Genomic DNA, 13,221 nt, shown 5'->3' on the forward strand with positions numbered 1-13,221 from the left:
TATGGATTCATTACAGGCAATAAAACAAAGATTCGGAATAATTGGAAATAACCTTGCACTTAACAGGGCTTTAGAAAAAGCTATGCAAGTAGCACCTACAGATATTTCTGTTTTGGTAATTGGAGAAAGCGGGGTAGGAAAAGAGTTTATTCCTAAAATAATTCATAATCTTTCACCAAGAAAACATAAACAATATATTGCTGTTAATTGTGGAGCAATTCCCGAAGGGACCATAGATTCAGAACTTTTTGGTCACGAAAAAGGAGCTTTTACGGGAGCAGATAAGGTTCGTAAAGGATATTTTGAAGTAGCAGATGGAGGAACCATTTTTTTAGATGAAGTAGGAGAATTGCCTTTGCAAACGCAAGTTCGTTTATTAAGAGTATTGGAAAGTGGTGAATTTATGAAAGTCGGATCATCTACTATTCAAAAAACAAATATAAGAATTGTAGCTGCGACTAATGTTAATTTATTGGAAGCAATTAAAAAAGGCAGATTCAGAGAAGATTTATATTACAGGTTAAATACAGTACAAATTGATATACCTGCTTTAAGGGAAAGGAAGGATGATATTCCTTTACTTTTCAGAAAATTTGCAGTTGACTTTTCAGAAAAATATAGAATGCCTTCAGTGAGTTTATCGGAAGAAGCCATGTCCTATATTCAAAATTATTATTGGCCGGGAAATATCCGTCAATTAAGAAATTTTACCGAACAAATTACGGTGGTGGAAACCAACAGGAATTTGTCTATAGATAAGGTAAAAGAATATTTAAAAGACATTCCACAAACCACGTCTTTAGTAAACTTTTCCAAGCAAAATGAAAATCATTCCGATTTTTCCAGTGAAAGGGAAATATTATATAAGTTTTTATTTGATATGAAAAAAGATCTCAACGATTTGAAAGCGTTGACTTTAGAACTCATTAAAAATAAAGGCGATTTGATGCTAAACTCAAATGATCAGGATCTTTTCCAACGAGTATATAAAGATTATGATATTCCTAAATCGGGAGATTCTCTTGTTTATTATGATGAAAAACCCGTCATACCGACAGTTCCTTCATCAGTTAATGAGTATCACGAAATTTTGGATGACTACGAATATGAAGATGTGTCCAACAATTCGGAATCTTTATCTTTACAAAGAAAGGAAGAGGAACTTATTAAAAAAGCTTTAGAAAAGTATAATGGAAAACGTAAATTAGCAGCAAAAGAGTTGGGGATTTCGGAAAGAACATTATATAGAAAAATAAAACAATATGATATTGAAGAATAAAATCATATTACTCATAATAGGAATTTTTTTTATATCTTTGTCCGGATGTTATTCATTCACAGGGGCTTCTTTGGATCCCGATATAAAAACTATAGAAATAAAATCATTTCCTAATTATTCAGCTTATCAAAGCCCGAATTTAAGTGTAGATTTTACTACCGCCTTACAAAGTAGATTTAATCAAAGAACGAAGCTTGTAGAGACTAATATAGATCCGGATATCATTTTAGAAGGAGAAATAACTAACTTTTCAACCAGTCCGGTAAATATACAAAGTAATTCCGACGAAGCAACGCAAAACAGATTGACGATAAGCGTTTCTGTTAGATACGAAAATAAAAAGCAGCCTGAAAAGAGTTTCGAAAAAACTTTTTCCGATTATGAAGATTATTCTAGCAAAGAATTATTGATTAATGTTCAAGATGATCTTGCCCAGAAAATCAATCAAAGAATTATTGATCAAATATTTTTAGCGATAGTAGCCGATTGGTAAATTATGGATAATAGTAGAATTATACAGTTAATAGAAAACCCTGAAAAACTTAAATTTTCCGATAAGAATTATGTGGAAGATTTAATAACTCACTATCCATTTTCTCAATCGTTTCATTTAATTTATTTAAATTGGAAAAATAGATATGTATCAGAACCGTTAACTAATGAAGATATTAAAAAGGTTTCAATTTATACGAACTATCGAGAATTAATAAAAAAATCCATTGATACTAACAAGAAGTTAGTAGAACCAATTACAGCAGAAGAATTGATCGATAAAAAAGAAGATGAAATTTTACAAGCAGATGATAATAAATTTGAAGAAACTATAGTTCTTGAAAATATTGTTAGTAATGAATTTATGGAAGAGGATAGCAGTTTAACCCAATTGAAAGCAATAGATTCAAATTCTGAAATTATAAATGAACAAAAAATATCCGAAGAATTAGTAAATAACAACAATATAATAGAAATTGAACCTATAGAAGATCATTCTAAAATTCAATTACTTTTAACTAATGAAGATGCTAAGGATAATAAGAAAATCTTTTTAAACAGTGATATCTCCTATACCAATATAGAAAAGTTAGGAATATCACATTTATTTACTTCAAGCTTAGAAAAAGAAAATGAAGAAAATTTCGAGAATAGGGAAGAAAGTACTGAAATTGAACATTCGGAAATTGAAGAAGAAGAAGTAAAGGAAGATTTGGTTGGTAATGAAATCAATGAAATTCAGTTAAGCGAACCAAGTATTGAAAACAAGCAAGAGGAAATTACTTTGGAATCCGACAAATTAACTTTTAATCAATGGATCTCACTTTCCAAGCAAAAAAAAGCTTTAAAATTTGAAAAAGTAATACCACAACAAGAAAAACAAAATAGCATTATTTCAAATTTTATTGAAAATAATCCCAAGATAAAACCGGTTGCAAAAGACACGAAATATAGTAAAGACGTAGAATTTAAAAAAGAAGAAATTCAGGACATTGCAAATTTAATGACTATTACCTTAGCTCAATTATATGTAGAGCAAGGTAAATATGATACAGCATTAACAGCTTTTAAGATATTAAGTTTGAAATATCCAGAAAAAAGTAGTTATTTTGCCTCGGAAATAAGAAGAATAAAAAAGATAAAAAATTCAAAATAATATGACAGCAGTATATGGAATACTAATGATATTTATCATTATCGCATGCGTTTTGCTAATATTAGTTGTTTTGTCGCAAAATCCAAAAGGAGGAGGTTTAAGTTCAACTTTCGGAGGTAGTGGAACACAAATGTTCGGTGTTCAGAAAACAAATGATTTTATGGAGAAGGCAACTTGGACCTTAGGAGGAGTAATAGTAGTATTGTCAATTTTTGCATCGGTATTGATTGCAAAGCCAACTATATATACATCAACTCCAACCCAAAACTCAAAACAGTCTTCAACCCCTCAACAAGAACAGGCTTTGCCTAAAACTAACGTTAAGTAAAATATACTTGTAATAATTAACACTAAAAATATAGTATTAACAAAGTTCTTAAAAATTTATTGTTGTGTTAGGAAGAAGGCAAATTAGAGAAAAAATTCTACAGGTTCTGTATGCGTATAATATAAGTGGGAATGAGTTAGAATATGTTGAAAATAGAATGTTTCAGTCTATAGATGAGATATATGATTTATATATATATCAATTAAATCTTCTATTGGCTGTGAGAGATTATGCTCTTGAAGTTATAGAAAGGAAAAAGCAAAAACGTTTTGCCACAGATGAGGAAAAAAATCCTAATCTTAAGTTTGTTAATAATAAGATATTTGAGCTGTTAGAAAAAAACAAAGCTAGAAAAGAGTATTCGGACAAACATTTAGAATTATCGTGGCATTTAAATAATAATTATCCGGCAATTATCTTTAAAAAATTTCAAACATCGCGAAGTTATTTAGAGTATATGCAAAGTAAAGAAACAGATTTTGAGTCGGAAAAAAAGGTATTGCTTAAACTGTTTTTAAAGCATATAGCAGATAATGACATCATGTATGAATGGTTTGAGGAATTAAAACTTTCTTGGGCAGATGATGTTCATATTGCCAATAATATGACCCTGAAGACTATCAAGTCTATTGAGGAAGGGGCATCCTTTGATACATTAATTCAAGTTTTAAAATCGGATGAGGGTATTTTATTTGCAAAAAATTTATTCAGGACCACGGTTAAACACTATCCGGAAAGTTTAAAATTAATTGAAAAAAGATCAAATAACTGGGAGTTGGATAGAATTGCGGAAATAGATAAAATCATATTGGCAATGGGATTTACAGAACTCAATTATTTCCCTCAAGTTCCGGCTAAAGTTGTTATTAATGAATGTATTGAATTAGCAAAAGTTTATTCTAGCGCTAAAAGTAATGTATTTATTAATGGTATTTTAGACAGATATGCTAGAGATATGAATAAAGTTTAAACATCCTGAAAAATGAAAAAGTCAGCAGTAATATTTTTATTAATAGGTATGTTATTCACCATCGGTTGCAAAAAAGAAAATTCTTCTCAAAAGCAAATCAAAAGTACCGTACAGGATAATACGAATACTAAAAATACTCATGGTGTACCCAAAATAACCGAAGAATCTATTATAAAATTTAATGAAGATACGTATGATTTTAAGGATATAAAAAGAGGGCAAGAAGTCTCCCATGTTTTTAAATTTACCAATGTTGGAAAACGTCCTTTATTAATTTCAGAAGTACGTCCTTCGTGTGGGTGTACCACTCCAAAATATACTAAAGAACCTGTATATCCGGGCAAGAAAGGAGAAATTACAGTTACTTTTGATTCTTCAAATTTTGAAGGAGAAGTACTTAAAACAATAGCTGTTTCAGGAAATTTTGAAACTAAAGTAATTAAATTTCAAGCAAAAGTTAATTAAAAATAAATTTAAATAAAAATGTTAACAATAATTTTACAAGCAAAAGGAGGTTTTATGGAACAAGCAGGAGCATTCCTTCCCCTAGTCCTTCTATTTGTGGTGTTTTACTTCTTTTTTATTAGACCGCAAACAAAAAGACAAAAACAAGAAAAGAATTTTCAAGATAATATAGCTAAAGGAACAAGAATAGTTACCACTTCCGGTATACATGGAAAAGTTGCGGAAATAATGGATGATGGACTTATTATTGAAACTATGGCGGGAAAAATAAAAATCGAAAAATCAGCAATTTCCAGAGAATTGTCTATAGCAAGATATCCGGAAAATGCACCTGCAAAGAAGTAAACGATTATAAATAAATCATAAAGCATATTCTATGGTATATAGAATATGCTTTTTAATTATATAAAATGAAAGTAGTAGTAGGTTTATCGGGAGGAGTAGATTCAAGTGTTGCAGCATATTTATTGCAACAACAAGGTCATGAAGTTATAGGTCTATTCATGAAGAATTGGAACGATTCTGAATTTACACTGGAAGATGAATGTCCATGGGTAGAAGATAGCAATGATGCATTGCTAATAGCTCAAAAACTTAATATTCCCTATCAAGTCATAGACCTTTCTGAAATATATAAAGAAAGAATTGTTGATTACATGTTTCATGAATACGAATCAGGACGTACCCCTAATCCGGATGTATTATGCAACAGAGAAATCAAGTTTGATATATTTCTTAAAACGGCTTTATCTTTAGGGGCAGATAAAGTAGCAACCGGTCATTATGCCCGTGTTCATTCATTGAATAACGAAGGACAAACAATTTATCAGCTTTTAGCAGGTATAGATTCCAACAAAGACCAATCCTATTTTTTATGTCAACTTAATCAATACCAGCTTTCCAAAACCTTATTTCCTATAGGAAATTTAACCAAGCCGGAAGTAAGGCAAATTGCAAGTGAAATTGGTTTAGTTACTGCAAATAAAAAGGATTCTCAAGGATTATGCTTTATTGGGAAAATAAGATTGCCTGATTTTTTACAACAAAAATTAAAACCTAAAAAAGGAAATTTGGTTGAAATTTTTTCAGATAATCCTATATACAAAAAAGAAGAACAATCATTTTCAACTAAAAAAGAAGAATTGATTTATTTGTCAACTCCTTTTCCATATACTATAGAGGATGGCAAAGTGATCGGTGAACATTCAGGAGCGCATTATTATACCATCGGTCAAAGAAAAGGTTTAGGAATAGGAGGGCATATCGAGCCATGCTTTGTATTAGATACCGATGTGCAAAACAATACAATCTATGTAGGTGAAGGTAAAAATCATCCCGGATTATTTAGAAAGGCCTTATTTATAGATCAAAAAGAAGTGCATTGGGTTAGAGAAGACCTACCAATGAAGATAGGAGAAACAATGAGAGTTCGAGTCAGGATAAGATATAGACAATCTTTGCAAGAGGCAGTTTTGTATCAATTTGAAGAAGGAATTTTCATTGAATTTGAAAATTTGCAATCAGCAATTACCCGAGGGCAATTTGCGGCTTGGTATGTTGAAGATGAATTAATCGGAAGCGGAGTAATCTCTTGATTTTAATTAGTAATATTTAATCAAAAATTAATTTTAAAATATCTAAAGAAATAGGTTTTTTAAAATTAGACAAATGCATTTCAAAATAAGTTATTATTTCTGAAAGCATCTGTTTACGCTGTGAATTAGTAAAGCAATTTTTTAAAGAATTAAAATCATAAGAAAGTAATTGCTTCCATAAATGAGCATTTTCTTCCCTTGAAACAGTATCAGCTTTTAAAGAAAAAATACCCTCTTTAATATTAAAATAAGGAAATTCTGAATCATTTTCTAAGGGATAAAACCCAATATACTTCGAAAAATGCAGTAAAAAATAAAGATGGAAATCAGAAAAGTAACTGTCTTTTGCATCTAAATCAATTAAACTGCTTTTAATAAAATTATATAAAGATGTGTCCTGTGCTTCCTCGTTTTTTAGTGTTTGGTTCACCATTTCTCCAATAAATGTTATTATCGAAGACTTGATAATATTTGTATGAATGGTATTGAAAATATGAGCTTGATGAATTTCTTTAATCAACTCTAAAGAATGGTTTTTTTTAGAATAAAAAGTAACTTCAATTTCATTAAATAAAAAGATAAAATGGCTTTTTCTATTTTTTTTAGAAAAAGAATTTTTTAAAATAAAACTTTTATATCCAAAATTTTCGGTATAGCATTTTACAATAAGAGAAGAATCTCCATATTTTAAAAAAGACAATACGATAGCTTTAGTAGTTTCAATCATTTCTTTTAAGCTTAACGAATAATTGCAATTTTGGTTGTAGCATGTTTTTTTCCTTCAGAATTGCTCATTAAAACTAAATAAATCCCTGAAGCAACAGGTTTTCCATTAAAATTAGTTCCATTCCAGGTTGCAACGCCTCCGGGTGCTTTAGTTTCATATACCAGGTTACCCGCTACATCAGTAATTTTAACAAAAGCATCATGGGCTAATCCGCGTATCGTGATATTTCCTGTATAACCGGGTCTAACCGGATTAGGATAGGCAACAATTTCTCCAAAATCATCTCCTGAATCAATAATGTCTCCTCTATAAGAAACAATACCTGAAGGAGTAACAAAATAAACTTCACCGGTCTTATCGATTTGTATATCCGTAATAAGATTAGAAGGTAAAGGAGAATTTTCTTCCGTAAATCTATTTAAAAGAGTTGTTCCGTCTTCCGATAAGTAAAAAACACCTGAACTATGTGTACCAATCCATTTTCTGTTAGCGCCATCGGTTTTTATTGCCGTAACCTTAGTTTCTCGTAAAACTTCTTCACCTAAACCGTTTTGAGTAATAATAATTCTTTCGGTATTATAGTTTCCTGATTCTAATGATTGATAAGGATTTCTAAAAATACGAAGACCGCTGTCGGTTCCTATCCAAGCAGTTCCGGATTTATCTAATTCAACGCATAATATATTATTAGAAGGTAAGTTTCCGCTATTTTTATTGGAATCTATTAAATAAATATTATCATCAGAAGTAGTAAGCGGGGTTCGGTTATATTTATATACAACCAGTCCGTTATTTCTTGGTGAAGGAACCCATATATATCCTTGGGAATCTATATACGGATTCATAGCTCCTCCCGCTAAATGAAATCTTTTAGGTAAAAGACTTAAAAATTTAAATTGATCATTAGGCGTTTTTATGATAATGGCATTATTAAAACCATTGTTAGATTCCGCAGCAAATGATTGAACCATAATTAAATTACCATTGGCATCAAAATTTCCGCCAACTAATCGCTCATATTTAATTATTGGAGAATTGGTCCGATTATAAATAATTTTCATTTGATCATTTACCATTTTTATCAATCCATTACTATAAGAGATCACGAAAACTTCATGAATGTTATTAACATTAGGAACAACTTTCATAATATACCGTTCGTTATTAATACTCTTAGAATCTATATGATTCCATTTTTGACCGTTAAAATGATAAAAACCATAAGAGTTGGGATTCAATTCGAAATAATTATCAATATTTCTTCCTCCCGGTGCTACCCATAATTGATTATCATAGATAGTTAATGAATAAGAACGGTTATTAAACGGGCCGTCCGGAACCAGGTATGCGTTATTTCTAATAAGGCCTTTTAATTGAGTTCCTGCATAAAAAATTCCATTTGAGTAAAAACCGGTGGTAAGGTCATCTGAAAATTCCATAGATTTTAAAACTTGAAAAGATTCATTTAGTACAACCAATTTATTTTTTTGAACCAATAAAAAGCCCTCATCAATAGAAATAATATCATTTAAATCAATGAAATTGCCTTTATTTTGCCAACTAATCCCTTCATCATCACTTTTATAAATGGTTTGGTTGGAGCTTATAAGTAAAGATGTATTATTTTTAATTATTTGATTAATGTTATTTCCGGAATTGGTAAGATTCCAAGCAGTAAAATTTGGAATTAAATGATCTATGGAATGAGAATAAATCCCATTAGTTGAAGCGGCAAATATTTTATTATTAACAATTACGCTTTCCTGTACTTTATAATAGTTAAGACCTTGTTTAAAATAACAAGTTTCTTTAAATTCAAGCTTCTTTAAATCAAATAAAGTAATTCCAAAGTCCATGGAAAGTACCGCATAATCACCTTCAGTATATATATGATTAATTCTTTTATTTCCTTGATAATTTCGATCAAAAGGAATATCCACAATTAATTGGATCATGTCTTGCTTTACTATGTCCAATTTACCGGATTTATATCCAACGAGTAAAGCTTTATTATCGGAATTATAAGCGAAAGCAGTAATATTAACTTCGTGAAGACCATTAGCTTTTGAAAATTTCTTAATTTCCCCGGTTGTTTCATTATAAGAGTACAAACCGTTTTGAGTTGCACTGAAAATAAGATTGTCAACTTTTTGAATAGCTTTAATATTAAAATAAGAAAAATAATCTTTCCATCTGGTATTTTGACTATTGCAAAGACCGGTAAAAATTAATAAAATTAAAAAACTAAGCTTTTTCATAGAAATTATATGTAATGCTTGTAAAATTAATAGATTTATGGGAAAAATATCTCATAACAGATTTATTTTATTTAAAAATAAAATTGAATTATAATCTTTGAATTTTAGAAATTTCAAATCAGTAAAATTTCATGAAACAATAGGAGTAATAAATAATAATTTAAATTGAAAAGAATCAACCTTGAAAAATAACAATTATTTTTGTGCATTATAATAAGTTAGAAAATAAAATTAAGATTATTTTAAATTAAAACAGAATTTTACATAATTAAAATTTTAAGATATTTACTTTATAAAGCGGGAAAATTAGAGGAGTTGAAGACTCATTGATCTAGAGGTATATACAATAACTTAAATAAAACGATAAAATGTTCATAAGATATTTGTTAAATTAAAAATATTTTTTAAATTTGCAACCCTATTTAGGGCGATTTTTTAATAAAGGAAAAATAAGAAAAGTGAATACACTAAGTTACAAAACCATATCGGCAAATAAAGAGACTGCAAATAAAGAGTGGTTACTTATTGATGCAGAAGGACAAAAATTAGGTCGTTTAGCTTCTAAAATAGCTAAGATTTTGCGAGGGAAACACAAAACAAATTTTACTCCACATGCAGATTGTGGTGATAATATTGTTGTTATCAATGCAGGAAAAGTTGTTTTATCCGGAGATAAAACAGATCAAAAAGAATATGTAAGACATACAGGATATCCCGGTGGACAAAAATTTTCAAGTGTTGCCGAAGTTAAGGTAAAGGATTCTAGAAGATTGTTGGAGTATGCAGTGAAAGGTATGCTTCCTAAAAATAAATTAGGAAGAAAAGTACTTAAAAATTTATACTTATATGAAGGAGTAGAGCATGAACAAGCAGCTCAACAACCTAAAACATTTGATATTAACGCTTTCATCTAAAAAATAATGGCAGTTACACATAAAATAGGAAGAAGAAAAACATCTGTCGCAAGAGTATATCTTTCTGAAGGAAAAGGAGAGTTTACCATAAATGGAAAAGACTATAAAGTTTACTTTCCTACAGAAGTATTACAATACAAAATTGCACAACCTTTCCAATTAACTGAAACTTTAGGTCAGTATGATATTAAAGTAAATGTATATGGAGGAGGAGTAACAGGACAAGCTGAGGCTATCAGATTAGCAATATCTAGAGCTTTAGTTTCTTTAAATGAAGAAAACAGAACAGTTTTAAAACCAGAAGGTCTTCTAACTAGAGATCCTAGAATGGTTGAAAGAAAGAAATTCGGTCAGAAAAAAGCACGTAAAAGATTCCAATTCTCTAAACGTTAATCTGACTAATAACGATACTTATAACCACTATTTTGTAGTGGTTATTTTATATTAAAAAATAACAATTTTATAAATAATTTAAACTTGCCGTTTAGTTTAGCATCCAAACTTTAAAGTTAAACTTTAAGTTGATTGCAAAAACTGCGGAACGTAAACTAAAAAAAGTATGGCAAAAGTAGATGTAAAAGACCTTTTAAATGCCGGAGTGCATTTTGGTCACCTTACCAGAAAATGGAATCCACATATGGCTCCTTACATTTTTATGGAGAAAAATGGAATCCACATTATTGATTTGCACAAAACCTCTGTAAAATTAGATGAGGCATCAAACGCTTTAGGAAAAATTGCTACATCAGGAAGAAAAATCTTGTTTGTTGCAACCAAAAAACAAGCAAAAGACATTGTTGCAAAACATGCAGAATCTGTAAATATGCCTTATATTACAGAAAGATGGCCGGGAGGAATGTTAACAAACTTTGTTACCATCCGAAAAGCTGTTAAAAAAATGAATTCTATCGATAGAATGAAAAAAGACGGTACTTTTGAAACTCTATCTAAAAAAGAAAAATTACAAGTAGATCGTCAAAGAGCTAAACTTGAAAAAAACTTAGGATCTATTGCTGATATGACTCGTTTACCATCTGCTCTTTTCGTAGTAGATATACTAAGAGAACATATCGCTGTAACAGAAGCAAAAAAATTAGGTATTCCTGTTTTTGCAATCGTTGATACGAATTCAGATCCTCAATTGGTTGATTTCCCAATTCCTGGAAATGATGATGCATCCAAATCAATTGATTTGATTTTAGAAACTGTTACTAACTCTATTAAAGAAGGGTTAAGTGTAAGAAAAGCAGAAAAAGCGAAAGCTAAAGAAGAAGGTGCTGCAGAAGAAGAAGATGTTTTAGTACAAGACACTAATGACTCTGAAGTTTCTGAAAATCAAGAAGAAAATAACGCAGAATAAAGTTAAATTTAAATAAAAATAAAGATGTCATATTCACCAAAAGCAGCTGATGTAGCAAAACTAAGAAATGCTACAGGAGCAGGAATGATGGACTCAAAAAAAGCTTTAGTTGAAGCTGAAGGAGATTTCGACAAAGCGGTTGACTTATTAAGAAAAAAAGGACAAAAAGTTGCTGCAAACAGAGCTGATAGAGAAAATCTTGAAGGAGCTGTAATAGCTGCAGTTAACGAATCCAATACAAAAGCTGTTGTAATAAAATTAAGTTGTGAAACTGACTTTGTTGCAAAAAACGAAGATTTTGTTAAATTAGCTAAGGATTTTGCAAATCTTGCTTTAAATTTCAATACAAAAGAAGAATTATTAGCTGCCGATTTCAATGGTATTCCTGTAAGTGAAAAGCTTATAGAACAAACAGGTGTAATCGGTGAAAAAATTGAAATATCCGGATTTAAAACTTTGGAAGCTCCATTTGTAGGTTCCTATATACATGCGGGAAATAAAATAGCTTCAGCAGTTGGTTTATCAAAGTCTTTTGATCAGGCAGCAGAAGTAGCTAAAAATATTTCTATGCAAGTTGCAGCTATGAATCCTATTGCATTAGATGAAACTCAGGTGGATTCAAGTGTAATTGAAAAAGAACTTGAAATTGCTAAAGATCAATTACGTCAAGAAGGAAAACCGGAAGCTATGCTTGAAAATATAGCCAAAGGAAAACTTAACAAGTTCTTTAAAGATAACACTTTGTTAAAACAAGATTATATTATGGGTGAAAAAACTTCAGTAGAAGATTATGTAAAATCAATTGATCCTGAAGTTAAAATAACCGGATTTATACGATTATAATTTCAAAATAATATATATAAAAAAGACTGCATATTGCAGTCTTTTTTATTTTAAATAAGTATTCTTCAACAATTCTAAAAATTAAAACTTTAATTTAAGATTGATCCTTTTTTATCAATTGATTATCTATATAAATAAGGATAAATTCCAGAAATAAAAACAACAATACAATAGCTCCCGTATTTAATAAAGCTTGAAATAAACCTATTTCACCGGCATCCAAAAATGGATAAGGATACATATTGGTGAAATGGCCTCTTATAAAAATATATATAACATAAATTAAAGGAGGAATAATCGCAAAAAAAATAGTTTTTTTATCCAATAGTTTTCTAGGACCGTATAATAACCAATACAATACAGCCAAAAAAGGTATGAATACATGCAAAGCTTCATTGGTAAATCGCATAATCCCTTTTACATTATGATCATGCCTGAGCATTAAATTATAAACGATGCATGTAATAACTATACAAATAATACCGTCTATTCGTAAAATGCGAAACCATTTTTTAGAATAATCAGGTTTAAAAAGCAAGACTAAAGAGCTAATACCCACCGCAATATTAGATTGAACAGTAAAATAGCTGTAATAATAAATCAATCGATTGAATTTGGATTTTTCATTTAAGATCGATGGGTGAATGTCTCCATAGACGTAATTATAGGTTTCTGTACCAATACTGAAAAACACCAAAAAAATAAGTATTAAATTAAAAAATATTCTCATGAATGGTAAATTTATTAAAGATTAACTCGTGTAAAAATTTTATAAAATAAGTTTCATAAAAAAGTTAGAGTTCACATTTACAATTGATTTAAATAAAATATACA

Annotated in this window: 15 protein-coding genes; 12 read left to right on the top strand and 3 right to left on the bottom strand. The window is 29.7% G+C overall.

All coding sequences use genetic code 11. The annotated features are described in order from the left end of the window. The first annotated feature begins 1 nt into the window (after position 1). From G8C43_RS07410 to mnmA, 8 genes are all read left to right on the top strand, one after another. On the top strand, positions 2-1,279 hold the full coding sequence (locus G8C43_RS07410) for a sigma-54 interaction domain-containing protein (protein WP_105296370.1): 1,278 nt from the start codon (positions 2-4) through the stop codon (positions 1,277-1,279). Beyond that, on the top strand, positions 1,263-1,772 hold the full coding sequence (locus tag G8C43_RS07415) for an LptE family protein (RefSeq protein ID WP_105296369.1): 510 nt from the start codon (positions 1,263-1,265) through the stop codon (positions 1,770-1,772). The genes G8C43_RS07410 and G8C43_RS07415 overlap by 17 nt, the downstream gene beginning before the upstream one ends. 3 nt (positions 1,773-1,775) lie before the next feature. Then, positions 1,776-2,927 carry a hypothetical protein gene (locus tag G8C43_RS07420; protein WP_166005178.1) on the top strand — a complete coding sequence of 384 codons (1,152 nt, stop codon included), beginning with the start codon at positions 1,776-1,778 and terminating at the stop codon, positions 2,925-2,927. Position 2,928: 1 nt separating this feature from the next. After that, a complete protein-coding gene (gene secG / locus G8C43_RS07425; RefSeq protein WP_105296367.1) occupies positions 2,929-3,255 on the top strand; it encodes a preprotein translocase subunit SecG in 327 nt (108 codons plus the stop codon). A gap of 64 nt (positions 3,256-3,319) precedes the next feature. Then, entirely contained in the window at positions 3,320-4,225 is a 906-nt protein-coding gene (gene nusB / locus G8C43_RS07430; RefSeq protein ID WP_166005180.1) for a transcription antitermination factor NusB, read from the top strand. 12 nt (positions 4,226-4,237) lie between these two features. Next, complete coding sequence (locus G8C43_RS07435; protein WP_105296365.1) at positions 4,238-4,690, top strand: DUF1573 domain-containing protein; 453 nt, start codon at positions 4,238-4,240, stop codon at positions 4,688-4,690. Positions 4,691-4,708: 18 nt separating this feature from the next. Further along, positions 4,709-5,035: a preprotein translocase subunit YajC gene (yajC, locus tag G8C43_RS07440; RefSeq protein WP_105296364.1), complete on the top strand. Its 327-nt coding sequence runs from the start codon at positions 4,709-4,711 to the stop codon at positions 5,033-5,035. Between the two features lie 65 nt (positions 5,036-5,100). Further along, complete coding sequence (mnmA, locus tag G8C43_RS07445) at positions 5,101-6,285, top strand: tRNA 2-thiouridine(34) synthase MnmA (protein WP_166005182.1); 1,185 nt, start codon at positions 5,101-5,103, stop codon at positions 6,283-6,285. A 16-nt stretch (positions 6,286-6,301) separates the two neighbouring features. Here mnmA and recO read toward each other — a convergent pair whose 3' ends face one another. Together recO and G8C43_RS07455 are read right to left on the bottom strand one after the other, a co-directional pair. After that, positions 6,302-7,012 (bottom strand): DNA repair protein RecO, encoded by a 711-nt coding sequence (recO, locus tag G8C43_RS07450; RefSeq protein ID WP_166005184.1) that lies wholly within the window; start codon positions 7,010-7,012, stop codon positions 6,302-6,304. An 11-nt stretch (positions 7,013-7,023) separates the two neighbouring features. After that, positions 7,024-9,270 (bottom strand): two-component regulator propeller domain-containing protein, encoded by a 2,247-nt coding sequence (locus tag G8C43_RS07455; RefSeq protein ID WP_166005186.1) that lies wholly within the window; start codon positions 9,268-9,270, stop codon positions 7,024-7,026. Positions 9,271-9,728: 458 nt separating this feature from the next. On the opposite strand from G8C43_RS07455, the gene rplM reads away from it, so the two are divergent. From rplM to tsf, 4 genes are all read left to right on the top strand, one after another. Continuing rightward, a complete protein-coding gene (rplM, locus tag G8C43_RS07460) occupies positions 9,729-10,184 on the top strand; it encodes a 50S ribosomal protein L13 (RefSeq protein ID WP_160542527.1) in 456 nt (151 codons plus the stop codon). A gap of 6 nt (positions 10,185-10,190) precedes the next feature. Continuing rightward, on the top strand, positions 10,191-10,577 hold the full coding sequence (gene rpsI, locus G8C43_RS07465; protein WP_105296360.1) for a 30S ribosomal protein S9: 387 nt from the start codon (positions 10,191-10,193) through the stop codon (positions 10,575-10,577). Between the two features lie 166 nt (positions 10,578-10,743). Further along, positions 10,744-11,544, top strand: a complete 801-nt coding sequence (rpsB, locus tag G8C43_RS07470; protein WP_160542526.1) for a 30S ribosomal protein S2 — start codon at positions 10,744-10,746, stop codon at positions 11,542-11,544. A gap of 24 nt (positions 11,545-11,568) precedes the next feature. After that, a complete protein-coding gene (gene tsf / locus G8C43_RS07475) occupies positions 11,569-12,387 on the top strand; it encodes a translation elongation factor Ts (protein WP_105296358.1) in 819 nt (272 codons plus the stop codon). A 94-nt stretch (positions 12,388-12,481) separates the two neighbouring features. On the opposite strand, the gene G8C43_RS07480 is transcribed toward tsf, so the two are convergent. Further along, positions 12,482-13,117, bottom strand: coding sequence for a Pr6Pr family membrane protein (locus G8C43_RS07480; RefSeq protein ID WP_166005188.1), 636 nt, complete (start codon positions 13,115-13,117; stop codon positions 12,482-12,484). Positions 13,118-13,221: the final 104 nt, after the last annotated feature.

Origin of the sequence: Apibacter sp. B2966 (genome assembly GCF_011082485.1) — a bacterium.
Classification (GTDB): domain Bacteria; phylum Bacteroidota; class Bacteroidia; order Flavobacteriales; family Weeksellaceae; genus Apibacter.

Coding starts and splice junctions, on each gene's coding strand:
- tsf (WP_105296358.1), top strand. CDS start 11,569: ATGTCATATTCACCAAAAGCAGCTGATGTAGCAAAACTAAGAAATGCT.
- mnmA (WP_166005182.1), top strand. CDS start 5,101: ATGAAAGTAGTAGTAGGTTTATCGGGAGGAGTAGATTCAAGTGTTGCA.
- recO (WP_166005184.1), bottom strand. CDS start 7,012: ATGATTGAAACTACTAAAGCTATCGTATTGTCTTTTTTAAAATATGGA.
- G8C43_RS07435 (WP_105296365.1), top strand. CDS start 4,238: ATGAAAAAGTCAGCAGTAATATTTTTATTAATAGGTATGTTATTCACC.
- G8C43_RS07480 (WP_166005188.1), bottom strand. CDS start 13,117: ATGAGAATATTTTTTAATTTAATACTTATTTTTTTGGTGTTTTTCAGT.
- G8C43_RS07420 (WP_166005178.1), top strand. CDS start 1,776: ATGGATAATAGTAGAATTATACAGTTAATAGAAAACCCTGAAAAACTT.
- rpsI (WP_105296360.1), top strand. CDS start 10,191: ATGGCAGTTACACATAAAATAGGAAGAAGAAAAACATCTGTCGCAAGA.
- rpsB (WP_160542526.1), top strand. CDS start 10,744: ATGGCAAAAGTAGATGTAAAAGACCTTTTAAATGCCGGAGTGCATTTT.
- G8C43_RS07455 (WP_166005186.1), bottom strand. CDS start 9,270: ATGAAAAAGCTTAGTTTTTTAATTTTATTAATTTTTACCGGTCTTTGC.
- yajC (WP_105296364.1), top strand. CDS start 4,709: ATGTTAACAATAATTTTACAAGCAAAAGGAGGTTTTATGGAACAAGCA.
- G8C43_RS07410 (WP_105296370.1), top strand. CDS start 2: ATGGATTCATTACAGGCAATAAAACAAAGATTCGGAATAATTGGAAAT.
- G8C43_RS07415 (WP_105296369.1), top strand. CDS start 1,263: ATGATATTGAAGAATAAAATCATATTACTCATAATAGGAATTTTTTTT.
- secG (WP_105296367.1), top strand. CDS start 2,929: ATGACAGCAGTATATGGAATACTAATGATATTTATCATTATCGCATGC.